The organism is Pseudomonas sp. NY8896 (genome assembly GCF_039634505.1).
Genome location: NZ_CP132350.1, coordinates 1859660 through 1886120, shown reverse-complemented (window position 1 = coordinate 1886120; position 26461 = coordinate 1859660). Strand labels below are relative to the sequence as shown.

General features: G+C 61.5%; 24 protein-coding genes. 9 read left to right on the top strand and 15 right to left on the bottom strand.

Going from position 1 to position 26461, the window contains the following annotated elements:
- Window positions 1-83 precede the first annotated feature (83 nt).
- From Q9451_RS08465 to Q9451_RS08450, 4 genes are all read left to right on the top strand, one after another.
- Window positions 84-1418: a carbohydrate porin gene (locus tag Q9451_RS08465; protein ID WP_012273914.1), complete on the top strand. Its 1335-nt coding sequence runs from the start codon at window positions 84-86 to the stop codon at window positions 1416-1418.
- A 29-nt stretch (window positions 1419-1447) separates the two neighbouring features.
- Entirely contained in the window at window positions 1448-3859 is a 2412-nt protein-coding gene (locus tag Q9451_RS08460; RefSeq protein WP_012273915.1) for a glucose/quinate/shikimate family membrane-bound PQQ-dependent dehydrogenase, read from the top strand.
- A gap of 210 nt (window positions 3860-4069) precedes the next feature.
- Window positions 4070-6487: an endopeptidase La gene (gene lon, locus Q9451_RS08455; protein WP_012273916.1), complete on the top strand. Its 2418-nt coding sequence runs from the start codon at window positions 4070-4072 to the stop codon at window positions 6485-6487.
- A 108-nt stretch (window positions 6488-6595) separates the two neighbouring features.
- Window positions 6596-6988 carry a protease inhibitor I42 family protein gene (locus Q9451_RS08450; protein WP_012273917.1) on the top strand — a complete coding sequence of 131 codons (393 nt, stop codon included), beginning with the start codon at window positions 6596-6598 and terminating at the stop codon, window positions 6986-6988.
- Between the two features lie 6 nt (window positions 6989-6994).
- Here Q9451_RS08450 and Q9451_RS08445 read toward each other — a convergent pair whose 3' ends face one another.
- Both Q9451_RS08445 and Q9451_RS08440 read right to left on the bottom strand, forming a co-directional pair.
- The gene (locus Q9451_RS08445) at window positions 6995-7930 is read right to left on the bottom strand and encodes an alpha-xenorhabdolysin family binary toxin subunit B (protein WP_012273918.1); all 936 of its coding nucleotides are present in this window, start codon (window positions 7928-7930) and stop codon (window positions 6995-6997) included.
- A 1-nt stretch (window position 7931) separates the two neighbouring features.
- Complete coding sequence (locus Q9451_RS08440) at window positions 7932-9122, bottom strand: alpha-xenorhabdolysin family binary toxin subunit A (protein WP_012273919.1); 1191 nt, start codon at window positions 9120-9122, stop codon at window positions 7932-7934.
- A gap of 202 nt (window positions 9123-9324) precedes the next feature.
- Between Q9451_RS08440 and cmoA the strand changes: the two genes are divergently transcribed.
- On the top strand, window positions 9325-10068 hold the full coding sequence (gene cmoA, locus Q9451_RS08435) for a carboxy-S-adenosyl-L-methionine synthase CmoA (RefSeq protein ID WP_041166579.1): 744 nt from the start codon (window positions 9325-9327) through the stop codon (window positions 10066-10068).
- On the top strand, window positions 10065-11021 hold the full coding sequence (cmoB, locus tag Q9451_RS08430; protein ID WP_012273921.1) for a tRNA 5-methoxyuridine(34)/uridine 5-oxyacetic acid(34) synthase CmoB: 957 nt from the start codon (window positions 10065-10067) through the stop codon (window positions 11019-11021). Before cmoA ends, cmoB begins: the two co-directional genes overlap by 4 nt.
- A 69-nt stretch (window positions 11022-11090) precedes the next feature.
- On the opposite strand, the gene Q9451_RS08425 is transcribed toward cmoB, so the two are convergent.
- Window positions 11091-11294, bottom strand: coding sequence for a hypothetical protein (locus Q9451_RS08425; RefSeq protein ID WP_003252072.1), 204 nt, complete (start codon window positions 11292-11294; stop codon window positions 11091-11093).
- 239 nt (window positions 11295-11533) lie between these two features.
- On the opposite strand from Q9451_RS08425, the gene Q9451_RS08420 reads away from it, so the two are divergent.
- The gene (locus Q9451_RS08420; protein WP_012273922.1) at window positions 11534-12208 is read left to right on the top strand and encodes a heavy metal response regulator transcription factor; all 675 of its coding nucleotides are present in this window, start codon (window positions 11534-11536) and stop codon (window positions 12206-12208) included.
- Window positions 12205-13587: a heavy metal sensor histidine kinase gene (locus tag Q9451_RS08415; protein WP_012273923.1), complete on the top strand. Its 1383-nt coding sequence runs from the start codon at window positions 12205-12207 to the stop codon at window positions 13585-13587. The genes Q9451_RS08420 and Q9451_RS08415 overlap by 4 nt, the downstream gene beginning before the upstream one ends.
- A 46-nt stretch (window positions 13588-13633) precedes the next feature.
- Here the strand turns inward: Q9451_RS08415 and pdxJ are convergent, their stop codons facing one another.
- The 10 genes from pdxJ to rpoE all read right to left on the bottom strand — a co-directional run bounded on the left by pdxJ (window position 13634) and on the right by rpoE (window position 23562).
- Window positions 13634-14374: a pyridoxine 5'-phosphate synthase gene (gene pdxJ, locus Q9451_RS08410; RefSeq protein WP_012273924.1), complete on the bottom strand. Its 741-nt coding sequence runs from the start codon at window positions 14372-14374 to the stop codon at window positions 13634-13636.
- 43 nt (window positions 14375-14417) lie between these two features.
- On the bottom strand, window positions 14418-15101 hold the full coding sequence (gene recO / locus Q9451_RS08405; RefSeq protein WP_071984657.1) for a DNA repair protein RecO: 684 nt from the start codon (window positions 15099-15101) through the stop codon (window positions 14418-14420).
- Between the two features lie 80 nt (window positions 15102-15181).
- Window positions 15182-16084, bottom strand: coding sequence for a GTPase Era (gene era, locus Q9451_RS08400; RefSeq protein ID WP_012273926.1), 903 nt, complete (start codon window positions 16082-16084; stop codon window positions 15182-15184).
- Window positions 16077-16766: a ribonuclease III gene (rnc, locus tag Q9451_RS08395; protein WP_012273927.1), complete on the bottom strand. Its 690-nt coding sequence runs from the start codon at window positions 16764-16766 to the stop codon at window positions 16077-16079. Before rnc ends, era begins: the two co-directional genes overlap by 8 nt.
- 163 nt (window positions 16767-16929) lie before the next feature.
- Entirely contained in the window at window positions 16930-17784 is an 855-nt protein-coding gene (gene lepB / locus Q9451_RS08390; protein ID WP_012273928.1) for a signal peptidase I, read from the bottom strand.
- 5 nt (window positions 17785-17789) lie between these two features.
- Entirely contained in the window at window positions 17790-19589 is a 1800-nt protein-coding gene (gene lepA, locus Q9451_RS08385) for a translation elongation factor 4 (RefSeq protein ID WP_041166580.1), read from the bottom strand.
- 181 nt (window positions 19590-19770) lie between these two features.
- Window positions 19771-21204: a DegQ family serine endoprotease gene (locus Q9451_RS08380; RefSeq protein WP_012273930.1), complete on the bottom strand. Its 1434-nt coding sequence runs from the start codon at window positions 21202-21204 to the stop codon at window positions 19771-19773.
- Window positions 21205-21380: 176 nt separating this feature from the next.
- On the bottom strand, window positions 21381-22346 hold the full coding sequence (locus Q9451_RS08375) for a MucB/RseB C-terminal domain-containing protein (protein WP_012273931.1): 966 nt from the start codon (window positions 22344-22346) through the stop codon (window positions 21381-21383).
- Between the two features lie 12 nt (window positions 22347-22358).
- Window positions 22359-22949, bottom strand: a complete 591-nt coding sequence (locus tag Q9451_RS08370; RefSeq protein ID WP_003252050.1) for an RseA family anti-sigma factor — start codon at window positions 22947-22949, stop codon at window positions 22359-22361.
- Between the two features lie 31 nt (window positions 22950-22980).
- The gene (gene rpoE, locus Q9451_RS08365) at window positions 22981-23562 is read right to left on the bottom strand and encodes an RNA polymerase sigma factor RpoE (RefSeq protein ID WP_003252049.1); all 582 of its coding nucleotides are present in this window, start codon (window positions 23560-23562) and stop codon (window positions 22981-22983) included.
- Between the two features lie 435 nt (window positions 23563-23997).
- On the opposite strand from rpoE, the gene nadB reads away from it, so the two are divergent.
- Window positions 23998-25602 carry an L-aspartate oxidase gene (nadB, locus tag Q9451_RS08360; RefSeq protein ID WP_060494207.1) on the top strand — a complete coding sequence of 535 codons (1605 nt, stop codon included), beginning with the start codon at window positions 23998-24000 and terminating at the stop codon, window positions 25600-25602.
- A gap of 82 nt (window positions 25603-25684) precedes the next feature.
- Here nadB and Q9451_RS08355 read toward each other — a convergent pair whose 3' ends face one another.
- Window positions 25685-26149, bottom strand: a complete 465-nt coding sequence (locus Q9451_RS08355) for a protein YgfX (protein ID WP_012273937.1) — start codon at window positions 26147-26149, stop codon at window positions 25685-25687.
- Entirely contained in the window at window positions 26133-26387 is a 255-nt protein-coding gene (locus Q9451_RS08350) for a succinate dehydrogenase assembly factor 2 (RefSeq protein WP_003252043.1), read from the bottom strand. The genes Q9451_RS08355 and Q9451_RS08350 overlap by 17 nt, the downstream gene beginning before the upstream one ends.
- Between the last annotated feature and the right edge of the window lie 74 nt (window positions 26388-26461).

Genomic DNA, 26461 nt, shown 5'->3' with positions numbered 1-26461 from the left:
CCATCTTGTCGCCATATCCATTGAAGGCCTGGCCCTTCGATGCGCTTGCCGTTTTTTCAATAATCAAAAGATAGCGCTATCTCATGTTTCAACTGCCCAAAACCTGTTACATCGGCCTTGCCCTTGGCGCCTTGGCGACACCCGCCAGCGCCAGCGAAATGTTCGCCAGCGACTCCCCGTGGATGCTCGGAGACTGGGGCGGCACCCGTAGCCAATTACTGGAACAGGGCTACGACTTTACCCTCGGCTATACCGGCGAGATGGGCAGCAACCTGCACGGCGGTTACGACCACGACCGTACCGCGCGCTACAGCGACCAGTTCACCTTTGGCAGCCACCTGGACCTGGAAAAGATCCTCGGCTGGCACGCCACCGAATTCCAGCTGACCGTCACCGAACGCCACGGCGACAACATCAGCAACGACCGCATCAACGACCCGCGCGTTGGCGGTTTCACCTCGGCCCAGGAAGTCTGGGGCCGCGGTGAAACCTGGCGGCTGACGCAGATGTGGATCAAGCAGAAGTACTTCGATGGCGCGCTGGATGTGAAATTCGGCCGCTTCGGTGAAGGCGAGGACTTCAACAGCTTCCCTTGCGACTTCCAGAACCTGGCCTTCTGCGGCTCGCAGGTGGGCAACTGGGTGGGTGGCATCTGGTACAACTGGCCAGTCAGCCAGTGGGCCTTGCGCGTGCGCTACAACCTCACCCCTGAGCTGTACGCTCAGGTCGGCGTATTCGAGCAAAACCCCTCCAACCTCGAATCGGGCAATGGCTTCAAGCTCAGCGGCAGCGGCACCCAGGGCGCGGTAATGCCGGTCGAACTGGTATGGAGCCCGCGTATCCAAGGCCTGAAAGGGGAATATCGCGCCGGCTACTACTACAGTAATGCCAAGGCACAAGATGTTCTCAAGGACAGCAACGGTCAGCCGGCAGCCCTCAGCGGCGCCGCCTACCGCAGCAGCTCGAGCAAGCACGGCTTGTGGCTCGGCGCCCAGCAGCAGGTGACCTCGCTGGCGTCCGACCAGTCGCGTGGGCTGAGCCTGTTCGCCAACGCCACGGTGCACGACAAGAAGACCAATGCCATCGACAACTATGTACAGACAGGGCTGGTATACAAAGGGCCCTTCGACGCCCGCGCCAAGGACGACATCGGTTTCGCCCTGGCCCGTGTGCACGTCAACCCTGCCTACCGCAAGAACGCCCGCCTGGCCAACCAGGCTGCCGGCCTCGACGACTACGACAACCCCGGCTTCCTGCCCGTGCAGGACACCGAATACAGCGCCGAGCTGTATTACGGCATCCATTTGGCCGACTGGCTCACGGTACGCCCCAACCTGCAGTACATCCGCCACCCGGGCGGGGTGTCGCAGGTCGATGGCGCCCTGATCGGCGGCCTGAAGATCCAAAGCAGTTTCTAACCCTTTCTTGACCTGACGGAGAACCTACGATGAGCACTGAAGGTGCCAACCAAGGAAGCCGCTGGCTACCGCGCCTGATTGGCGCGCTGCTGTTGCTGATGGGCCTGGCCCTGCTGGCTGGCGGTATCAAGCTGAGCCAGCTGGGCGGATCGCTGTACTACCTGATCGCCGGTATCGGTTTTGCCCTCTCGGGCATCCTGCTGCTGGCCCAGCGCCGCATCGCCCTGGGCCTGTATGGCCTGGTGCTGTTGGGCAGCACCGTGTGGGCCCTGCTCGAGGTAGGCCTGGACTGGTGGCAACTGGTACCGCGCCTGGCTATCTGGTTCGCCATCGGCGTGGTGCTGCTGCTGCCGTGGGCACGTCGCCCGCTGATCGGCCCAGCCAGCAAAGCCAATACAGCACTGCTCAGCGTGGCAGTGGTCGCTTCGGGCGCTTGCGCGCTGGGCAGCCAGTTCACCCACCCCGGTGAAGTGTTCGGCGAACTGGGCCGCGAAAGCAGCGAAATGGCCAGCGCCGCCCCGGCGATGCCCGACGGCGAATGGCAGGCCTATGGCCGCACCGAACATGGCGACCGCTACTCGCCACTGCGCCAGATCACCCCGCAGAACGCCTACCGCCTGGAAGAAGCCTGGCGTATTCGCACCGGCGACCTGCCGACCGAAAACGACCCGGTGGAGCTGACCAACCAGAACACCCCGCTGAAGGTCAACGGCATGCTCTACGCCTGCACCGCGCACAGCCGCCTGCTGGCCCTGGACCCGGACACCGGCGCGGAAATCTGGCGCTACGACCCACAGGTCAAGAGCCCGACCGGCACGTTCAAGGGCTTTGCCCACATGACCTGCCGTGGTGTTTCGTACTATGACGAAAACCGCTACGTCAGTCGCGACGGCAGCCCAGCGCCGAAAATTACCGAGGCCGGCCAAGCCGTGGCCCAGGCCTGCCCGCGCCGCCTGTACCTGCCTACCGCAGATGCCCGCCTGATCGCCATCAACGCCGACAACGGCAAGGTCTGCGAAGGCTTCGCCAACCAGGGTGTGATCGATCTCACCACCGGCATCGGGCCGTTCACTGCCGGCGGCTATTACTCCACCTCGCCTGCCGCGGTCACCCGTGACCTGGTGATCATCGGTGGCCACGTCACCGACAACGAGTCGACCAACGAGCCGTCCGGGGTGATCCGCGCCTACGACGTGCACGATGGCCACCTGGTGTGGAACTGGGACAGCAACAACCCGGACGACACCAAGCCATTGGCTGCCGGCAAAATGTACAGCCGCAACTCGGCCAACATGTGGTCAATCGCCAGCGTCGACGAAGACCTTGGCATGATCTACCTGCCGCTGGGCAACCAGACCCCGGACCAGTGGGGCGCCAACCGCACTCCAGGTGCCGAGAAGTACAGCGCCGGCGTAGTCGCCCTTGACCTGACCACCGGCAAGGCGCGCTGGAACTACCAGTTCACCCATCACGACCTGTGGGACATGGACGTCGGCAGCCAGCCGACCCTGGTGCACCTGAAGACCGACGATGGCGTGAAACCGGCGATCATCGTACCGACCAAGCAAGGCAGCCTGTACGTGCTCGACCGCCGCGACGGTACGCCGATCGTGCCGATCCGCGAAATCCCTACCCCACAGGGTGCGGTGAAAGGCGACCACACCTCGCCGACTCAAGCCCGCTCCGACCTCAACCTGCTCGGCCCAGAGCTGACCGAACAGGCCATGTGGGGCGCTACGCCGTTCGACCAGATGCTGTGCCGCATCCAGTTCCGCGAACTGCGCTACGAAGGCCAGTACACCCCGCCATCCGAACAGGGTTCGCTGATTTATCCGGGCAACGTGGGTGTATTCAACTGGGGCAGCGTGTCGGTCGACCCGGTGCGCCAGTTGCTGTTCACCTCGCCCAACTACATGGCATTCGTGTCGAAGATGGTCCCCCGCGAGCAGGTAGCCGAAGGCAGCAAGCGCGAAAGCGAGACCAGCGGCGTGCAGCCCAATACCGGCGCGCCGTACGCGGTGACCATGCACCCGTTCATGTCGCCGCTGGGCGTACCGTGCCAGGCCCCGGCCTGGGGCTATGTCGCCGCCATCGACCTGTTCACCAACAAGGTGGTGTGGAAGCACAAGAACGGCACCACCCGCGACAGCACCCCGGTACCGATCGGCCTGCCGGTTGGCGTGCCGAGCATGGGCGGTTCGATCGTCACTGCCGGTGGCGTCGGCTTCCTCAGCGGCACCCTCGACCAGTACCTGCGTGCCTATGACGTGAACAACGGCAAGGAACTGTGGAGTGCCCGCCTGCCAGCGGGTGGCCAGGCCACTCCGATGAGCTACACCGGCAAGGATGGCAAGCAGTATGTGCTGGTGACCGCCGGCGGCCATGGCTCGCTGGGTACCAAAATGGGCGATTACATCATCGCTTACAAACTCGCTGAGTAAACCTTTGTTGCGGCAGTGAACGCACTGCCGCATTCGCGGGCAAGCCCGCTCCTACAGATACCGTGCTCTACCTGTGGGGGCGGGCTTGCCCGCGAAGAGGCCGGCACAGGCCAGCCAAGATGAAACCCCTCCCCCGCTGCCTTCGTCTACCATTGAAACCCATCCCCCCCCGCCCCATCTAAGCACCATAGTCATTTACGCAGGTGCCCCATGAGCGACCAGCAGGATTTCCCGGAACACCCCGACGAACACAGCGAAGTCGAACACACCACCCAGGCCGATACCAGCCACGCCCTCGCCCTGCCCGGCCAGCAACTGCCGGACAAGGTCTATGTGATCCCGATCCACAACCGCCCGTTCTTCCCGGCCCAGGTACTGCCGGTCATCGTCAACGAAGAACCCTGGGCCGAAACCCTCGACCTGGTCGCCAAGTCACCGGACCACTGCCTGGCGCTGTTCTTCATGGACACCCCGCCAGAAGACCACCGTCACTTCGACACCTCGGCGCTGCCGCAGTACGGCACGCTGGTCAAGGTGCACCATGCCAGCCGCGAAAACGGCAAGCTGCAGTTCGTCGCCCAGGGCCTGACGCGGGTACGCATCCGCACCTGGCTCAAGCACCATCGCCCGCCCTACCTGGTCGAAGTCGAATACCCACGCCAGCCCACCGAGCCGACCGACGAGGTCAAGGCCTACGGTATGGCACTGATCAATGCGATCAAAGAATTGCTACCGCTCAATCCGCTCTACAGCGAAGAGCTCAAGAACTACCTCAACCGCTTCAGCCCCAATGACCCCTCACCCCTCACCGACTTCGCCGCGGCACTGACCTCTGCCACTGGCAGCCAGCTGCAAGAAGTGCTCGACTGCGTACCCATGCTCAAACGCATGGAAAAGGTCCTGCCGATGTTGCGCAAGGAAGTGGAAGTCGCACGCCTGCAGAACGAGATCTCGGCCGAGGTCAATCGGCAGATCGGCGAGCACCAGCGCGAATTCTTCCTCAAGGAACAGCTCAAGGTCATCCAGCAGGAGCTGGGCCTGACCAAGGACGACCGCAGCGCCGACCTCGAACAGTTCGAGCAACGCCTGGAGGGCAAGACACTGCCGGCCCAGGCGCGCAAGCGCATCGACGAAGAGATGGGCAAACTGGCCATCCTCGAAACCGGCTCGCCCGAATACGCCGTCACCCGCAACTACCTCGAGTGGGCCACCGCCCTGCCGTGGGGCGTGTACGGCAAGGACAAGCTCGACCTCAAGCATGCGCGTAAAGTGCTCGACCAGTACCACGCCGGCCTGGACGACATCAAGGAGCGCATCCTCGAGTTCCTCGCCGTGGGCGCCTGGAAAGGCGAAATCAGCGGCTCGATCGTGCTGCTGGTGGGCCCGCCCGGTGTGGGCAAGACCAGTATCGGCAAATCCATCGCCGAGTCGCTCGGGCGGCCGTTCTACCGTTTCAGCGTTGGCGGCATGCGTGACGAAGCCGAAATCAAGGGCCATCGCCGCACCTACATCGGCGCCCAGCCCGGCAAGCTGGTGCAGGCCCTGAAAGACGTCGAAGTGATGAACCCGGTGATCATGCTCGACGAGATCGACAAGATGGGCCAGAGCTACCAGGGCGACCCGGCTTCGGCCTTGTTGGAAACCCTCGACCCGGAGCAGAACGTCGACTTCCTCGACCACTATCTCGACCTGCGCCTGGACCTGTCCAAGGTGCTGTTCGTGTGCACCGCCAACACCCTCGACTCGATCCCCGGGCCGTTGCTCGACCGCATGGAAGTGATCCGCCTGTCCGGCTACATCACCGAAGAAAAGCTGGCCATCGCCAAACGCCACCTGTGGCCCAAACAGCTGGAAAAGGCTGGCGTTTCCAAGGCCAGCCTCAGCATCAATGACAGCGCCCTGCGCCTGGTGATCGACGGCTATGCCCGCGAGGCCGGCGTTCGCCAGTTGGAGAAGCAATTGGGCAAGCTGGTGCGCAAGGCCGTGGTCAAGCTGCTGGAAGCCCCCGAAACCAAGCTGAAGATTGGCACCAAGGACCTGGAGGCAGCACTGGGCAAACCGGTGTTCCGCAGCGAACAGGTACTGGCTGGCAAAGGCGTGATCACCGGCCTGGCCTGGACCAGCATGGGCGGCGCCACATTGCCGATCGAAGCGACCCGCATCCACACCCTCAACCGGGGCTTCAAGCTGACCGGCAAGCTGGGGGACGTGATGAAGGAATCTGCCGAAATTGCCTACAGCTACGTCAGTTCCAACCTCAAGCAGTTTGGGGGTGACCCAAGCTTCTTCAACGAAGCGTTCATCCATTTGCACGTCCCCGAAGGTGCTACGCCCAAGGACGGCCCGAGTGCAGGCATCACCATGGCCAGTGCTTTGCTTTCACTAGCCCGCGACCAGTCTCCGAAAAAAGGTGTGGCCATGACCGGCGAGCTGACACTTACCGGCCAGGTGCTGCCAATTGGCGGTGTGCGCGAGAAGGTGATTGCGGCGCGGCGGCAGAAGATTTTCGAACTGATTCTTCCGGAGCCTAACCGCGGCGACTTCGAAGAACTGCCGGACTACCTGCGTGAAGGCCTGACAGTGCATTTCGCCAAGCGTTTCGCCGACGTGGCCAAAGTCCTGTTCTGACCTGCGCCGGCCTCATCGCGGCCAAGCCCGCGATGAGGCCGGCACTGACAACACAAAACCTATCGGTCATCGGTTATCCTCAGGGCATCGTCAGTCCCCGGAGCCAACATGACCGCCCCTCGTCTGCTCGTTCCCCTGAGCTTCGCCCTGCTTTCTGCCTGCGCACATCAACCTTCGCAGCCCGTCGATCTGGACGCGGAAAGCGAGTGCCCCAAGCGCCTGCAAGTCGGCCAGATCCTGACCCTGACCCTGCCCAGCAACCCCTCCACCGGCTACCGCTGGCGTGTTCAGGATGCAGCCTCAAGCGTGCTGCACAGCGTCGGCTCAGAGGTGTACAGTGCCCCGGAAGAAGAGGGTGTGGTCGGCAGCGCCGGTGTCTCCACCTGGCGCTTCCAAGCCAGCAACAGCGGGGATGCCCAACTGGTTCTGACCTACCAGCAGCCTTGGGCTGCTGATGTCGCCCCCGTGCAAACCTTCGACTGCAAGATTATCGTCCGCTAAGGGCGATCAACTGCGGTCATACATCAATTGCACCGCTTTCAGGTATTCGCAGAGCTCTTTCAGCGCGACCGTGGCGGTGTCCAAGTCCATCGTCGCGCTGAGTTTTACGGCCCGAGCCTGCCACTCCAGCTCCACCTTGCGAAGCTCGTGCAGCCAGTCATTCTTCAGTGGTTCGACACCTGACAAAGCCTTGACCGCTTCCAACTCATCCCGCGCCGTTTGCAGGGGGCGCTGCACCTGCCGTTGGTCACCCAGTGCTTCCTCGATTTTTTTATCAAGGCGAGCACGGGCCTCGCCCAAATCGCTGAATGTCCTGGCCCCTTCCAGCGCATCAGCGTGGCTGGCAAGCTTTTGCGCCACCGCCTTGAACAAATTGGCGTCGAACTTAGGGTCTGTGATCAACCCCATTATCTGGTCAATTTCTTCATCACTTGGGATGAGCCCCTTCAGTGCACTGGCAACCGAAGGTTTTTCGAACAACTCGATAGCCTGGACGATATCCGCCCGTTGTTGTCGCAGTTGTACCAACCGTTGTTCGAACAAAGCAGACTGGGCTTCAAGGGTGGCCGTTTTTTCTGCCAACGCCTCCAAAGAGTCGACCATCGCCGATAATGAAAAAAGTTCCAATCGCAGATTTTTCCCGACCAGCCGCGCCTGATACTGGCTCAGGCGGTCCAGAACACTGGCCAGCCGTTGGTGATTATCGGTTCCTCCCTTACCCGGAATGAAATCACGGTCCTCCAGTAACGTGATACCCCCTATCAAACTCTCCTTGAATCCACGCTCTACAGCCAGCAACAGCACACGCAATTCATCCAATTGCTCGCGTGCCCCTGGAAGCACGTTCATCTCCCACCTTTCCAGGCGCTGAAATATTTGGCCCTGTGCTTTATGCATTCGCACAAAATCAGGCATGACGTTTTCAATATTGGCAACATCCATGTCAAGCTTCCTCATATTCGTCAACCAGCTCATTGAACAGTTGGGACAGCGTGTGGCAGATATTTCCTATCTTGGCCCACGGTTTTATGACTTCGGAAAAATCATGCACGAAGGACTCGAGCTGGGTGATCGTACCCAGTTCCTTGGCTTCACTGACCGAGGTACTGGCATACGAGGCAAGGAACAACCAGACATCGGCCAAGCGCTTGGTCGCCGCCGACAGATCTTTGCATCTGAACTGCAAGTCCCTGACCAGCGTCGAAACGCGCTCAAAGTCTTTCAAGGCAGGCGCCACCATGGCCAACGCACGCGCCAGCTCATCGCGCTGTTCAATCAACGCATTCTTCGTGGCCCTGATGCGTTCCGCCTGGCTGCCGAAAACGCCCCCGGTGATAACCAGACCAATCGGCCCTAACACCATACCGGTGAACGCATAACCCACATTGGCATCGTACTCGGACTTCAATTGATCGATCTGCTCATCCCATTGATCGAGCTGCCTGCGTTTCTCCAGGGTTCCCTCAGGGGACACCTTCTCATCGAAGTGCTTCAGCAAGCGCCCCATGCGCGGTTTGAGCTCACGTTTTATTTCATTGTTGAACCAGTTGGCACGCGCATCGACATCATCGATTCGCCGCTGAGTGCTTTCGATTTCTCTGACCAGCTCAGTGATGCCAGGTGTGAGCAGGTTTGTGATCTGAGCTTGCTCTTCTTCACTGAACTCCTGCGTGTAGACATTACTCCCTTGCTCAGCCTTGCGCTTTTTGAGTGCTGCGAAAACCTCGCTATTTTCAAGGTTATCCAGCAAGTTACCGCCGCGCTGCACCAGGCTTTCAGCAAACAATTCAATTTCAGGACCTAACTGCTTGATACTGCGCTCCAGTATGTCCCATTCATAGACATGCCGGTGCAACGCAACATAAAGGTCATTGACCATCGTCACATCAACCCCTAGAGCACCGTAGTCGACCTCCCGTTCAATCTCTGCCTGCGTACGGGGTAGCTGATTGACGACATTGACGTATTTCTTGATAGCTTTAAGGTTCTCGGCCGTCAGTAAACTTCCGATTTGCTGACTGTTGCCCATCCGATTTCCAAGAAATGAAAAGTAGCGCTCCGGCAGCATTTTCACCTTGGCCATGGGGTCAAGTTCATCTACGGGCAGTGCTTCCCACCCAGTCGTCACATTCATAGTTCAATCCATAAGGCCAATAAATTAATTGCACTCAAAGCTTCCACTTGAACCGTACTCAATTCATTAAGCGCTGTAACTTAACGCTGTGGGAAAGTTCTTTAACCTCGGCATGAACCTTCCGTCCCTGAGCATTACCATGGCAAGATGCGTGGCCATTGGGATAAAATGCGCCCCCGTTTCACCCTGTATCGAGCCCGCCGTGAGCAAACAACCCGACCGCCTTTTCGCCCAACCCCTGGAGCAGGTGCCCGACTTCGTGTTCAACGAAGACGTGGTGCGCGTGTTCCCGGATATGATCAAGCGCTCGGTGCCCGGTTACCCCACCATCGTCGAGAACCTCGGCGTGCTGGCCGCACGATTCGCCCAGCCAAACACCGCGTTGTACGACTTGGGTGCTTCACTGGGTGCCGTCACCCAGTCGCTGCGTCGCCATGTACGCAGCGATGGCTGCAGGGTGATCGCGGTGGACAACTCCGCCGCCATGGTCGAGCGCTGCCGCCAGTACCTCACCGCCCAGGACTCGATGTTCCAGGAGTTGCTGCCGGTGCAAGTGCTGGAAGCCGATATCCTTGCCCTGCCCTTCGAGCCCGCCTCGGTGGTGGCGATGAACTTCACCCTGCAGTTCATCGCCCCCGACCAGCGCCTGGAACTGCTCGGGCGTATCCGCCAGGCGCTGCTGCCGGGTGGCGCACTGATCCTTTCGGAGAAACTGCGCTTCGCTGATGAGCAAGAGCAGGATCTGCTCAATGAACTGCACCTGGACTTCAAGCGGGCCAATGGCTACAGCGAACTGGAAATTGCCCAGAAGCGCAGCGCCATTGAAAACGTGATGAGGCCCGATACGCTCGAAGCCCATCAGGAGCGCCTGCGCGCTGCCGGCTTCTCGAAAGTGGTGCCCTGGTTCCAATGCCTTAACTTCGCCTCGTTGATAGCCCTGCCATGATCGATCTGTCCCCTCTCGTCCGCCGTCTGGCGGGTACGCCCCTGGCTTCCTGGTCGCAAGGCCTGCAAGCGCAACTGGAAGCCAAGCTGGAAAAGGGCCACGGTGACCTCGACCGCTGGCGCGGTGCACTCCAAGCCCTGCCCACCCTGCAACCCAGCGAAATAGACCTGGTCAACGGGCTACGCCTGGACTGCGACTGCGACGACGCCACCCGCGCGCAGATGCGCCAGGCACTGATGGGCCTGTCGCCTTGGCGCAAAGGGCCGTTCGACCTGTTTGGCGTGCATGTGGACACCGAGTGGCATTCGGACTGGAAATGGTCGCGGGTAAGCCCGCACCTGAACCTCAAGGGCAAGCGCGTGCTCGACGTTGGCTGTGGCAATGGCTACTACCAGTGGCGCATGCTCGGTGCCGGTGCGGACATGGTGATTGGCGTCGACCCCAACTGGCTGTTCTTCTGCCAGTTCCAGGCCGTGCAACAGTACCTGCCGGAGCTGCCAGCCTGGCACCTGCCGTTCGCCCTGGAGGACCTGCCCGCCAACCTGGAAGGTTTCGACACGGTATTTTCCATGGGTGTGTTCTACCACCGCCGCTCGCCCATCGAGCACCTGCTGGCGCTCAAGGACTGTTTGGTCAAAGGTGGCGAGCTGGTGCTGGAAACCCTGGTGATCGAAGGCGACGAAAACCAGGTGCTGGTGCCAGAGGACCGTTACGCACAGATGCGCAACGTCTGGTACCTGCCGTCGGTACCGGCCCTGGCCCGCTGGTTGCGCCGTGCCGGCTTCAGCGATGTACGCTGCGTCGACGTTAGTGTCACCAGCGTCGAGGAGCAGCGCAGCACCGAGTGGATGCGCTACCAGTCGCTGGGCGACTTCCTCGACCCGAACGACCATAGCAAAACCCTCGAAGGCCTACCGGCCCCTCGCCGCGCCACCCTGCTGGCGCGCAAATAAAAAAGGCGCCCGTCTGGGCGCCTGAATACACCTGCGGCGAGGAGCTGTCGCGGCGCAGGTGTTGTTACCTCAGTCCTTGGCCACCTCGCGGGCCTTCTCTTGCGCCTTGCGCTCGCGCTCCGCAACAGCCTGTTGCTTGTCGCCATGCAGGCGCTGCTGGTCTTCGCGGAAGGCTTGCCAGAACTGCTTCGAGCGCTCCGCACCGCCCTCGGCATAGACACTGGCGCTGCCCAGGGCAAGGGTGGCCAACAGCAGGTATTTGGTCAGGTTCATCGTGGTTGCCTCGTGATAACCGATCAGACACGGCCATCCTAGCGAGGGCTAGCTAACGACAAGGTGAGGCGGGGATTACAGTCCTGCAATGTGGCCCTGGCAGGCAGCCAGATTACGCCAGGATTACAAATCGGTTATCTGCGCCGCAGCGCCATTTGCATGCCGTAACATCCTGCTGCTTGACCCTGATGTCACTACAGGGTCGAGAATCGCCCCCCTTTCATCATACCGAGCAACCCATGCGCCTACTGATCATCGAGGACGAGCTGCGAACCGCCGACTATTTGCAACAAGGCCTGCGCGAGAACGGCTATGTGGTCGACTGCGCCCACACTGGCACCGATGGCCTGCACCTGGCCCGTCAACAGCCCTATGAGCTGGTCATTCTCGACGTCAACCTGCCTGAACTCGATGGCTGGACCGTGCTGCAACGCCTGCGCGCCGAGTCGGCAACGCGCATCATGATGCTTACCGCCCACGGCCGCCTGGCCGACCGGGTCAAAGGCCTGGACCTGGGCGCCGACGACTACCTGCTCAAACCCTTCGAGTTCCCTGAGCTGTTGGCGCGCATCCGCAGCCTGCTGCGCCGCAACGACCAGCAACTGCAGCCCAGCACCCTGCGGGTCGCCGACCTGGAACTGGACCCCGGCCGCCACCGCGCTTACCGCGCCGGACAGCGCATCGACCTGACCGCCAAGGAGTTCGCCCTGCTGCACCTGCTGATGCGCCAGACAGGCGAAGTGCTGTCGCGCACGCAGATCATTTCGCTGGTGTGGGACATGAACTTCGACTGCGACACCAACGTGGTCGAGGTCTCGATCCGGCGCCTGCGGGCCAAGATCGACGACCCGTTCGATAACAAGCTGATTCACACCCTGCGTGGCGTGGGCTATGTACTTGAGGCGCGCTTTTGAGAAACCCCAGCCTGTCACTGCGCCTGGGCCTGAGCGTGACACTGATGGGCGCCGCCCTGGTAATGCTGCTGGCCTGCCTGGCCGTGTTCGCCTTGGATCACGAACTGGACAGCCGCGCGCGCAAGGATCTGGCGCGCAAAATGTTGCAGGTCGAGCACAACCTGCGCGTCGACCTGCGCAGCGAAGACCTGGGCACCCGCGCCCATCCACTGCTCGACCTGGTGATGGGGCATGACAACCTGAGCCTCAGCGTGCTGGCGCTGGACGGCCGCCACCCGCACCTGCTCAGCCTCGGCCCAGCCCTGGAAGCGCGAGTCGGCGAACTGCACACCGATGCCCGCCTGGCCTTTCACGAATGGCGCGACAGCAGCGGCAACCAGATGCTCACCGTTACCCGGCAGATGCGCTTGCGCGACAACACGCCGGTCAAGGTGATGATGTCGCTCAACCGCGCCGACGACAACGCCCTGCTGCAGGCCTACCTGCACTCCACCTTGCTGGCGTTGCCGCTGCTGTTGGTCCTGATTGGTGCGGGTGCCTGGTGGCTGATGCAACGTGGCTTGAAGCCGTTGCGGCACTTCCGGCGCATTGCCGGGCAGGTGTCCGCCCAAGACTTGCAACACCGCCTGCCCTCTACCGGCTTGCCGCAAGAGCTGGCGGAACTGGCCAGCAGCATTAACGTGATGCTCGACCGCCTGGATCAGGGTGTCAGCCAGCTGTCGCAGTTCTCTGACGATTTGGCCCATGAACTGCGTACGCCGTTGAGCAACCTGATGGGCAAGACGCAGGTGACACTGGCCCGTGAGCGGGACAATGCGAACTATCGGGAAGTGCTGGAAGACAGCATCGAAGAGCTGACCCGGCTCAACCGCATCATCAACGACATGCTGTTTCTCGCCCAGGTCAACCAGCCGCAAGCACAAGTCGCGTTAAAACCCTTGGCGCTGGCTGACGAGACAGCGCGGGTTGTCGAGCTGTTTACTTTCAGTGCCGAGCTGAAGGCAGTTGAGCTACGCGTTCAGGGCTGGGGGACTGCACAGGGTGACCGGCTGATGTTCCAGCGAGCACTGTCAAACCTGTTGAGCAATGCCATTCGGCACAGCCCGGAAGGTGAGCCCGTCGAACTGCGTATCGAGCGTGCGGGCAACGAAGTACGGCTAGCGGTGGAGAACCGAGGGCCTGGTATTGCTGCAGAGCACCAGTCACGCTTGTTCGAACGGTTCTACCGGGTGGGCGCGGGGCGTTCGCGGTTGGAGGGCGGGACCGGTTTAGGGCTGGCAATCGTCAAATCGATCATGCAGTTGCATGGCGGTCGGGTCGAAGTGAGCAGCAGCCCCTTGGGGCCTACCCGCTTTACCCTGGTGTTTCCTGGCGAATGATCAGCTGCCTGTACTTGCGACAAAGCCGGTACAGGCAACCAACAAATCAGCGCGAAGCCGCTACGATCAGGGCTTTCATCTCCGCCACAGCAGCTTTGAAGCCAACGAACAAGGCATGTGCCACGAGCGCATGGCCGATGTTCAGTTCATTGATGCCTTTGATTGCCGCGACTGCCTCGACGTTGTGGTAATGCAACCCATGGCCAGCATTGACGATCAGCCCCTGCCCCACACCAAACGCCACACCATCGACGATACGCTTGAGTTCTTCAGCCACTTCGGTTGGGGTTTGGGCATCGGCATAACGCCCGGTGTGCAGCTCGATCGCCGGCGCGCCAACCCGACGCGAGGCCTCGATCTGCCGCTCATCGGCATCGATGAACAGCGACACCTCGGCACCGGTACGCGCCAGGCGCTCAACGGCAGCCTTGATCCGAGCTTCCTGTCCTGCCACGTCCAGGCCACCTTCGGTGGTCAGCTCCTGACGGGTTTCGGGTACCAGGCAGATGTGTGCCGGGCGAATCTTCTCGGCAAACGCCATCATCTCTTCGGTAACGCCCATCTCGAAGTTCATGCGCGTCTGCAGCACATCCTTGAGCACCACCACATCCCGCTCCTGGATGTGCCGGCGGTCTTCGCGCAGGTGCACAGTGATGCCATCGGCGCCCGCTTCCTCGGCGTCCAGGGCAGCCTTGACCGGGTCAGGGTAACGCGTGCCACGGGCCTGGCGCAGGGTCGCCACGTGGTCGATGTTTACGCCAAGAAGCATGCGGTTGCTGTGAGTCACGAAAGGCTCTCCTGAAGATTGAGCCCCACAGCATACGTCGTGATCAGCGCTTGCGAAACAGTTCCCGGCTGACCAGCGGTTTTGCCCCCAGGTGAACCGCCAGTGCCTGGCGCATCAGGCGCTTGGCAGCCAGCAAGGCACCTGGGGCCTCCCAGTTGGCTTCGGCCAAAGCCAGCAGTTCGGTACCACGGAACAAGCCGGGTTGTGCCAACTCGACCCGCTCCAAGCCGGCATCCACGCGCAAACGGTACAGGCCGTCGGCAGCGACAGGTTGGTCATTAACGTCCTGTTGCAAGGAAAACGCATAACCGAGCTCGTCCAGCAGCCGCCATTCGAAAGAGCGCAGCAGCGGCTCCAGCGGGCGCCCGGCGCCCAAGGCCTGCAAGGTCAAGGTGTAGTGCTCGAAAAGGGTCGGGAACGGCGCCTCGGCGGGCAGCAGGCGCATCAGCAATTCGTTGAGGTACAACCCGCTGAACAGAGCATCGCCGTGCAGCCAGGCGGCGGTACCAGCGCTGTCCATACGCCCGACATTCTTCAGCTCACCACGTCCACGCAGCTCCACCTCCAGCGGCACGAACGGCCGCACCAGGCTGCCCCCTTTGCTGCGCGCGCGGCGCAACACGGCGCGCACGCGGCCCTGGGGGGTGAAGAAGTCCACCAGCGCGCTGGTTTCCTTGTAGGCTCGGCTGTGCAGCACATAGGCTGGCTGGGGGGTGGGTTGGTCCATGCACTATCTCTGGGGGGCCAGATGTAATTGTGGGAGCGGGCTTGCCCGCTCCCACAGGACGACCCGTGCGCTGAGGTAACTTACAGGTCGCCGTAGCCCAGAGAACGCAGGGCGCGCTCGTCGTCGGACCAGCCGCCTTTCACCTTGACCCACAGGTTGAGCATGACCTTGGAGTCGAACAGCACCTCCATGTCCTTGCGCGCCTCAGAGCCGATACGCTTGATACGCTCGCCCTTGTCGCCAATGATGATTTTCTTCTGGCCGTCGCGTTCAACCAGGATCAGCGCGTGAATGTGCAGCACATGGCCCTGCTGCTTGAACTCCTCGATCTCCACGGTGATCTGGTAAGGCAGCTCCGCACCCAACTGGCGCATGATTTTCTCGCGCACCAGCTCGGCAGCCAGGAAGCGGCTGCTGCGGTCGGTGATCTGGTCTTCCGGGAAGAAGTGATCGTTCTCGGGGAGGTGCTTGGCGATCTGTGCTTCCAGCGCGTCGAGGTTGTGCCCCTGCTGCGCGGAAATCGGCATGACTTCGGCGTTCGGCAGTTGCTCCTGCAGCCACTGCAGGTGCGGGATCAACTCGGCCTTCTCTTCCATGCGGTCGGTCTTGTTGACCGCAATGATCAACGGGCCGGTCACGTACTGCACACGCTCCAGCACCAGTTGATCCTCGTCGGTCCACTTGGTGCGGTCGACCACGAAGATCACCACGTCGACGTCCTTCAGGGCCGCCGAGGCGTTGCGGTTCATGTAGCGGTTCAAGGCCTTGTCGTTGGCCTTGTGCATACCAGGGGTATCAACGTAGATCGCCTGTACATCACCCTCGGTCTTGATGCCGAGCATGTTGTGGCGGGTGGTCTGCGGCTTGCGCGAAGTGATCGCGAGCTTCTGGCCCAGGATGTGGTTGAGCAGGGTCGACTTGCCCACGTTGGGGCGGCCGACAATGGCCACGTAGCCGCAGCGAGTCGGGTTGTTATCAGTCATTGCCATTCTCCACGCCCAGGGCGATCAGTGCAGACGCGGCGGCGACTTGCTCGGCGATACGCCGGCTAACGCCCTGACCACGGCTCTTGTTGTTCAGCAGTACCACTTCGCATTCGACGAAGAAGGTGCGGCAGTGCGGTTCACCCTGGATATCCACTACTTCGTAACGCGGCAGCTCACAGCTGCGCGACTGCAGGAACTCTTGCAGGCGGGTTTTCGGGTCCTTGTTGGTGTCGACCAGGGTCAGGCCCTCGAACTCGTCGGCCAGCCAGGCCAGGACGCGTTCCCGGGCAGTGTCCATGTCAGCGTCCAGGTAGATGGCACCAATCAGTGCCTCCAGGGCGTCGGCCAGGATCGACTCGCGACGGAAACCGCCACTTTTGAGCTCACCCGAACCCAGGCGCAGGTATTCGCCCAGGTCGAAACCACGGGCCAGGCGGGCCAGGGTCTCGCCCTTGACCAAGCGCGCGCGCAGGCGCGAAAGCTGGCCTTCGCGGGCCTGCGGGAAGCGCTCGAACAGCGCTTCGCCGGCGACGAAGTTGAGAATGGCATCGCCGAGAAACTCCAGGCGCTCATTGTTGCGCCCGGCGTAACTGCGATGGGTCAGCGCCAGGAGCATCTGGTCCTGGTTCTTGAAGGTGTAACCGAGCTTTCGCTCCAGACGGGCAAGGGAAGCAGTCATGCGGCCACCCGTTGGTTGTTCAACGCGTTGTTCAAATCAACATCCTGAAAGACTGTTTGGCTGTGGTGCGCCGCGCGATGTGCGGCGAATCTCCCGATCCCTGAGAACACAGCCTATGTCAGAAATGCATTCGGCGCTGTCTGCTGGACAGCGCCGATGGGTATCAATGGATCAGACCGACCCGCGACAGGTTGGGCAGATGGCTGAGTTTGGGCTCTGGCCAGCTCATCCACACCGCGAAGGCCTTGCCGACAATGTTCCTGTCCGGAACCATGCCGTGCAGTTCCTTGGGAATGTTCGGGTCATCCCAGAAACGGCTGTCGTTGGAGTTGTCGCGGTTGTCGCCCATCATGAAGTAATGGCCTGCCGGCACGGTCCACTGCTGGTCCGGCGGCATGCGATAACGGCTCATCTCCTTGCGGATCAGGTGTTCGGCCTCGCCGAGCTTTTCCTTGTACAGCTGCGCGCTGCCCAAGGTGCCCGGTTCGCTGCCCACCAGTTGTTCGGCAATCGGCTGGCCGTTGACGAACAACCGCTTGTCGTTGGTGTAGCGGACCACGTCGCCCGGCAGGCCTACTACACGCTTGATGTAGTTGACGTTCGGGTCGCTCGGGTAACGGAACACCATCACATCACCGCGTTGCGGATCACCGACCTCGATGACCTTCTTGTCGATCACCGGCAGACGAATGCCGTACGAGAACTTGTTCACCAGGATGAAGTCGCCCACTTCCAGCGTCGGTTTCATCGAACCCGACGGGATCTGGAACGGCTCGACCAGGAACGAACGCAGCACCAGCACGATGAACAGCACCGGGAAGAACGACTTGCCGTACTCGACCAGCAACGGCTCCTTGTTCAGGCGTTCGACCACCGCCATCTCGGGCTGGCTGACGCTGCCCTGATAGTTGGCGATTGCCGCACGCCGGCGCGGGGCCAGGAACAGCAGGTCGATCAAGCCCAGCAGACCGCAGACGAAGACGGCGATGACTAGCAACAGCGGGAAATTTAGCGACATAGGACCTAGCTATCCAACCTGAGCACGGCGAGGAAGGCTTCTTGTGGAATCTCCACGTTGCCCACCTGTTTCATGCGTTTCTTACCGGCCTTCTGCTTCTCCAGCAGTTTCTTCTTACGGCTGACGTCACCACCGTAGCACTTGGCCAGTACGTTCTTTCTGAGCGCCTTGACGGTTGTCCGCGCAATGATCTGGCCGCCAATGGCTGCCTGGATCGCCACGTCGAACATCTGCCGAGGGATCAGTTCCTTCATCTTCTCGGTCAACGCTCGGCCTTTGTAGGCCGCGTTGTCACGGTGCACGATCAATGCCAAGGCATCGACCTTGTCGCCGTTGATCAGTACGTCCAGCTTGACCAGGTTGGCCGACTGGTAGCGATCGAAATGATAGTCCAGCGAAGCATAGCCGCGGCTGGTGGACTTGAGACGGTCGAAGAAGTCGAGCACCACTTCGTTCATCGGCATGTCGTAACGCACCTGCACCTGGCTGCCGAGGAACTGCATGTCGCGCTGAACGCCACGCTTCTCGATGCACAGGGTGATGACGTTGCCCAGGTGCTCCTGCGGCACCAGGATGGTCGCGGTGACGATCGGCTCGCGGAAGTCGGTGACGGACGAGACATCCGGCAGCTTCGACGGGTTGTCGACGACGATGGTTTCGCCGGTCTTGAGCTCGAGCTCGTAGATCACGCTCGGCGCCGTGGTGATCAGGTCCAGGTCGTATTCGCGCTCCAGGCGCTCCTGGATGATCTCCATGTGCAGCATGCCCAGGAAGCCGCAACGGAAGCCGAAGCCCAGTGCGTCGGAGCTTTCCGGCATGTACTGCAAGGACGAGTCGTTCAGGGTCAGCTTCTGCAGTGCATCGCGGAAATCCTCGAAGTCGTCGGAGCTGACCGGGAACAGGCCGGCGTAAACCTGTGGCTGGATTTTCTTGAAACCAGCCAGCACTTCGACCTCAGGGGTCGACGACAGGGTCAGGGTGTCACCCACCGGCGCACCATGAATGTCCTTGATGCTGGCGATGATGAAGCCCACTTCACCGGCTTTCAGATCTGCGGTCTGGGTGTGTTTCGGGGTGAATACACCGACGCTGTCGACCAGGTGCACCTTGCCGGTGGACTTGACCAGAATCTTGTCGCCTTTCTTTACACGGCCATGGCGCACGCGCACCAGCGAGACCACGCCCAGGTAGTTGTCGAACCAGGAGTCGATGATCAGCGCTTGCAGCGGTGCATCGATTTCGCCTTCCGGCGCTGGGATGGTGTGCACCAGGCGCTCGAGCACCTCGTCCACGCCCATGCCGCTCTTGGCGCTGCAGGCCACGGCGTCGGTAGCGTCGATACCGATGATCTTCTCGATCTCGTCCTTGACGCGGTCCGGGTCGGCCTGGGGCAGGTCCATCTTGTTCAGGACCGGCATGACTTCCAGGCCCTGCTCGATGGCGGTGTAGCAGTTGGCCACGGACTGGGCTTCAACGCCCTGGCCAGCATCGACCACCAGCAGTGCACCTTCACAGGCCGCCAGCGAGCGCGAGACTTCGTAGGTGAAGTCGACGTGACCGGGGGTGTCGATGAAGTTCAGCTGGTAGGTTTTGCCGTCTTGCGCCTTGTAGTGAAGCGTGACGCTGTGGGCCTTGATGGTGATACCGCGCTCACGCTCCAGGTCCATGGAATCGAGCACCTGGGCTTCCATTTCGCGTGCCGACAGGCCACCGCACATCTGGATGAAACGGTCGGCCAGCGTCGACTTGCCATGGTCGATGTGGGCGATGATGGAGAAATTGCGGATATGACTCAAATCACTCACAGGTCAACACTCGAAAAGGCTGCGAGCCGGACGCCCGCCGAAAAATAGCCGGGAATTGTACCTTAAGCTGCTGGGATATGGGAGATTCCTCTGTCCGACTGTACACAGCAATCACCCCCGCAATTGTGAAGATTCATGAAAAAGGGCAGCCGAAGCTGCCCTTTTCGCCTTGCGAAACCGCTTATTCAGCAAGCTTGAAGGTGATGAAGCTGGCGCGCCCCTGACGCAGGACGCGCATCGATACCGAACGGTTCTTCGGCAGCTCCTTGGCGATTTCGGTGAATTCCTTGGCCGAACCGATGGCCTGGTTGTTCAGGTGGCTGATGACATCACCCGGGCGCAGGCCAATCATGGCTGCGGGGCCATCCTGCACTTCCTTGATGACCACGCCTCCCTTGAGCTCCAGGGATTTCTTCTGCTCGGCGGTCAGGTCGGCCACCGATACGCCCAGGCGGTTGCTGCTGCGCTCGGCGCTGCCTTCGGCGCCAGTGCCAATGTCGGCATCGTCGTCCGGCAGTGCGCCCACGCTGATGTCCAGGTTCTGACGCTTGCCGTTGCGGATGATTTCCAGCTTGGCCTTCTCGCCATCCTTGAGGCCGCCAACCAGGTGCGGCAGGTCGGCCGACATGACGATAGGCTGGCCGTTCATGCTGAGGATCACGTCACCCACCTGCAGGCCGCCCTTGGCAGCCGGGCCGTTTTCCAATACCTGGGCCACCAGGGCACCCGCAGGCTTGTCCAGGCCGAAGGATTCAGCCAGGTCCTTGTTGACCTCCTGAATCACTACACCCAGCCAGCCACGGCTGACCTTGCCGTCTTTTTTCAGCTGGTTGGAGACATCGATCGCCACATCGATCGGGATGGCGAACGACAAGCCCATGAAACCGCCAGAACGGGTGAAGATCTGCGAGTTGATACCCACCACTTCGCCCTTCATGTTGAACAGCGGACCACCGGAGTTACCCGGGTTGATGGCCACGTCGGTCTGGATGAACGGTACGTAGGTGTCATTGGGCAGGGTCCGGCCCTTGGCGCTGACGATACCTTTGGTCACCGAATGGTCGAAGCCGAACGGCGAACCGATGGCCAGTACCCACTCACCCACCTTGAGCTTCTCGGAATCACCCAGCTTCACGATCGGCAGGTTCTTGCCCTCGACCTTCAGCAGGGCCACGTCGGTACGCGGGTCGGTGCCGACCAATTTGGCCTGCAGCTCGCTGCGGTCCGACAGGCGGACGATGATCTCGTCGGCGTCGGCGACCACGTGGTTGTTGGTGAGCACGTAGCCATCACTGGAAATGATGAAGCCCGAGCCCAGCGACTGCGCCTCGCGCTGGCGGTCACCGCGTGGCGAGCGCGGTTGTTGCGGCATGTTGCGTTCGAAGAACTCGCGGAACATCGGCGGCAGGCCTTCCAGGTCCGGCATCTGCCCTGCAGCGATGCGGCGATCCGGCAGCTTCTGCTTGGTACTGATGTTGACCACCGCCGGCGAGGCCTGCTCGACCAGGCTGGTGAAGTCCGGCAGGGCTTCCTCGGCCTGGGCGGTGAGCACCTGGCCGAGCATGAGCACGGCGGCGAACATCGTTAGGTAGGATTTCAAGCGTGGTATTGACATACGGCTCCCGTCACAACGAGCGGTAGTTTAGAAAGACCCCTGCACAAAGCAGGAAAGGCCAGGCTCCAAGAAGCCTGACCTATAGAAAATTTGCCGAAGGATTGCAAATGACAATGCTTTAATTTCATTTCAGCCGTATGTCCACCTGCCTTGGCATGGCCCGCAAAAGCACGCCATTATTGACGTGCCTGGGCATCCTGTGGGCGCATCGACAAGGCGACACGTTCTGCCGTACCCAGTGGTATTTCGCCAACCACGGTCACCATCACTTTGCCTTTGGGCGTGTTCAGACGGCGCGAGACAGCGGAAGTCGGGCCCAGCTGGGTGCGCATGTCCGTACCGCCATCATCGTTCACTTGTTCGAGGAACACCGAGAAACGCGCCAGGCCATCGTCATACATAAGGCTGCTGACCGAGCTGTTGCGTTTGGAGTCCTGGCGCACCGAACTGTTGACCAGTTCGAAACCAGGTGGCAACCAGTCCGAACGCCAGCCGGCGACCGTGTCATTGCTGCCGGACGCCACATGCTGCACCGGTTTGCACGCGGCACTGGGGCGCAGGTCAGCATCACTGGGTAATTCGTCGGTATCGAGGCGAGTCATCTGGAAGCGCTCCAGCAACTGCCCCTTGTCGTTGAGCATCAACGAGCGCAGCGGCAGGCCAGTGTTACGGTCCAGATGCAATTCGAACGCATAGCGGTGCTGGTCGCGTGGCGTGAGCGTGACGATCACGGCGTCGCGCCCGGCGACCCGTGACTTGCCTGCCACACTCAAATCGTACCAGCCCATCAGTTTCAGCGGATCAAGTACACGTGGCGCGGTATCCGGCGGCGTCGTAACACCGCTGACCAAGGCCCCGCTGACACACGCCACCTTGCCATCCACGCGCACGATTTCCTGGGCGGCGCCATCGAGCTGCAACAGCCGCTCGCTGACCTTGCCGTCCTCGACCCTGTGCCAGATATCGTGGGAAGAGAAGCTGCCGTTGCGTTCGTAGACGAAAGAGCCTTGATAGCTCTGTTTTTGCTCGGCCTGTGCCAGCTTGTTCAGCCATTCACTCGCCTCGGGCGAGGAGTTGGCCGCCAATGCTGGCACCGTCATGCAGCTGCCAATCAGCAGCGACAGGAGAGGTAGCGCGCGCATGATCCTCCTTACTTAACGGTTTTCCAGGCTGGCGGCGCGGGCATACGGCAATGCCGTTTCAGTGCCTTTGAGCGCGGATTCCTGGGCATGCTGGCGCAGGTAACCTGGCAGACGCTGATCCCAGCCGGCCTGGTTCTGCAGCACGCCATTGGCCATTGGCCCGGTCGGTTGCTCACTGCTCTCACTATAGCCTGCCAAAACAGCCGGGCCCTGTGCTTGTGGCACGCTCAGACCTTGCTGGACAGGTTGCTGGGCAGCCAGCTCGGCACCCGTGATTTCGTCCTGGTTGTACATGCGTACACCGGCCAGCACCGCTACGGTCACCGAGGCGGCTACCGCAAGGCGCCCTATGCTGCGCCACGGGCCTTTCTTGACCTTGGCGGGCACGGCTTCGTCGGCCAGCGCAGCAGACACCGCCGAGGCGATATCCAGGTTGGGCAGCAGCAACTCCTTGTGCATGGCTGCACGGGCAACCTGGTAACGCGACCAGGTGGCACGGGTTTCGGCATCGTCGACGGCGTTCAACACCCGACGCAGTTCCAGTTCGTCCGCTTCGTTATCCATCACCGCGGACAGCGATTCCTGCAAAGCTTCACGACTCATGGCGGTTCCTCTCTTGGCTGTCGCCGCTGTCTCAGGTTTCCTGCAACAACGGCTGCAGGGCTTTGTCTATGGCCTCCCGAGCGCGGAAGATTCGAGAGCGCACGGTACCCACCGGACATTGCATGACACTGGCAATGTCTTCGTAACTCAGTCCGTCGAACTCGCGCAGGGTCAATGCCGTACGCAGGTCTTCGGGCAGCTGCTGGATGGTGCGATGGACAGTGCCTTCGATTTCATCCCGCAACAACGAGCGCTCTGGGGACTCGAGATCCTTGAGACCATGATCGCCGTCGTAAAACTCCGCATCCTCGGAGCTCACATCGCTGTCTGGCGGCCGTCTTCCACGGGACACCAGGTAGTTCTTCGCCGTGTTGATGGCGATGCGGTACAGCCACGTATAAAACGCACTGTCGCCGCGAAAGTTGCCAAGCGCACGGTAGGCCTTGATAAAGGCTTCCTGTGCTACATCCTGGGCCTCGTGGGTGTCGTGAACGAACCGCACGATCAACCCGAGAATCTTGTGCTGATACTTCAGCACCAACAGATCGAACGCTCGCCTGTCGCCGCGCTGAACGCGCTCGACAAGCTGCTGATCCTCTTCCTGGGTTAGCATGAACACTCCTCAGTGAACTCGAAGGAGCGCTGCAACAGCCATCGTTCAGGCTTGCAACCATAGACTCGGGCTTTGCGCAAAAGTTCTCCCCTCCAAGCAAGTTTCCTGCAGCCCTTGGTCGGCTTGCACGGAAGACGCTGCGCGGTCACGGCCGGCTAACGTCGATAATCAGGTTTCGAATACGCAGGAGCAGCCCGGACAGGCCTGCCGCCCTGCGTCGCCGCGGCAAATTGTGGCGTACGGGCAGCCTTCATAGGATTTCCGGCCATGCCGGAAAGTTCCCACAAAGGTTGCCGCAACCTGGCAAGTGGCATGGAAATTGGCCACCCGGGGCTGCTATAAAGGCATCCCGGCCAAGTTTAACGATAGTTTCACAATGCCATCTGCGCGTGACTATTGTGCCGCGCCCCTTCCAAAGATTACTAGTGTCCCGACATGAGCCAACAATTCCAACATGATGTCCTGGTGATCGGCAGCGGTGCCGCCGGTCTCAGCCTGGCACTTAACCTCCCCAGCCACCTACGCGTTGCCGTGCTCAGCAAGGGCGACCTGGCCAACGGCTCGACCTTCTGGGCCCAAGGCGGCGTCGCGGCGGTGCTGGACAACACTGACACCGTCCAGTCGCATGTCGAAGACACCCTCAATGCTGGCGGCGGCCTTTGCCATGAAGAAGCGGTGCGTTTTACCGTCGAGCACAGCCGTGAAGCCATCCAGTGGTTGATCGAGCAAGGCGTGCCCTTCACCCGCGACGAGCACTACAGCGTCGATGATGGCGGCTTCGAGTTCCACCTCACCCGTGAAGGCGGCCATAGCCACCGGCGCATCATCCATGCCGCCGACGCCACTGGCGCGGCCATTTTCACCACGCTGCTGGAGCAGGCTCGCCAGCGCCCGAATATCCAGCTGCTGGAGCAGCGCGTGGCGGTCGACCTGATTACCGAACGTCGCCTGGGCCTGCCCGGCGAACGCTGCCTTGGCGCCTACGTGCTCGACCGCAACACCGGTGAGGTAGACACCTTTGGTGCGCGCTTCACCGTGCTGGCCACTGGCGGTGCGGCCAAGGTCTATCTCTATACCAGCAACCCCGACGGCGCCTGTGGCGACGGCATCGCCATGGCCTGGCGAGCCGGTTGTCGGGTGGCGAACCTGGAATTCAACCAGTTCCACCCGACCTGCCTGTACCACCCACAGGCCAAGAGCTTCCTGGTCACCGAAGCCCTGCGCGGCGAGGGCGCCCTGTTGCGCCTGCCCAACGGCGAACGCTTCATGCCACGCTTCGACCCACGCGAAGAGCTGGCCCCCCGCGACATCGTGGCCCGCGCCATCGACCACGAAATGAAGCGCCTGGGCGTGGACTGCGTCTACCTGGACATCACTCACAAGCCAGCCGATTTCATCAAGAGCCACTTCCCTACCGTATACGAGCGCTGCCTGGCCTTTGGCATCGACATCACTCGTCAGCCCATCCCGGTGGTACCTGCTGCGCACTACACCTGCGGCGGGGTGATGGTCGACGACCGCGGCCATACCGACGTGCCAGGTTTGTATGCCATCGGTGAAACCAGCTTCACCGGCCTTCACGGCGCCAACCGCATGGCGAGCAACTCGCTGCTGGAATGCTTCGTCTATGGCCGCGCTGCCGCCGCTGACATCCAGGCAAATCTGGAGCAAGTGCCCATGCCCAAAGCGCTGCCCGGTTGGGATGCCAGCCAGGTCACCGACTCGGACGAAGACGTGATCATTGCGCACAACTGGGACGAATTGCGGCGGTTCATGTGGGACTACGTGGGCATTGTGCGCACCAGCAAGCGCCTGCAGCGGGCCCAGCACCGCATTCGGCTGCTGCTGGATGAAATCGACGAGTTCTACAGCAACTACAAGGTCAGCCGCGATCTGATCGAATTGCGCAACCTGGCGCAGGTCGCCGAGCTGATGATCTTGTCGGCGATGCAGCGCAAGGAGAGCCGTGGGTTGCATTACACCCTGGATTACCCGGGGATGTTGGACGAGGCCAAGGATACCGTTCTCAGTCCGGTCTGACATTTGCAGCGCCTGTGAGATCGAGCGCCGCGCGGGCGGCCCTCGATCTCACAGGCGCTGCCCCCGCTACGTCGAACACTTCTCAGCCCTGCCCCATTCCCACCTCAGCCCAGCGCCGCCGACCGAACTTCAACCGCACCCGCATGCGCCGATGCTCATCAGCCCCCAGCGCATCCCGCGGTATGCACTGGCTCTCCCCCCACCATCGCCCCGCCCGCTCGAAGCGCACCACCACCAACCCCGGCAACGCCACGCTATCCCGACACAGCCGCACCGGCTGCCACCCGCAGGCACGGCTGAACACCTGCCAGCCGCGCGCATCACGCCGCAGGCCGACAACGGCATGCTCATGGGTCAACAAGATACGACGAGGAATGGCCCAGCTAGCGTGGGCAAGACAGGCAGCGACAACAAAAAAAGCCAACCACCCAGGCAGCGCGCTCGCCCACACGGCAAGCCACGCCACTGCCTGGCAGGCCAAGTAGGCCGTCAGCAGCAGGCGCGAGCCTTGCCAACGGCACTCGAAGCACTCACTTGGGCTGGACACGGTCCAGAATGATGCGGACCATGCGCTGCAGCTCCGGGTCTTCCGACTCGGTGCGCTCCATGAACCAGCCGAACATGTCCTGATCCTCACAGCTCAACAGACGCACATAAAGCTCACGATCAGTCTCGTTGAGGGTGGGGTAGACTTCCTGGGTGAAAGGCACCAGCAGCACGTCCAGTTCCAGCATGCCGCGGCGGCTGTGCCAGAAAAGCCGGTTGAGTTCAGTTTGTTCGACCATGGGGCCCTCCTCGAATGGCCCGCCAGTATACAGCCAGGCGCGTCAGGCGACACCGGGCGTTGGTCTAGTCACCT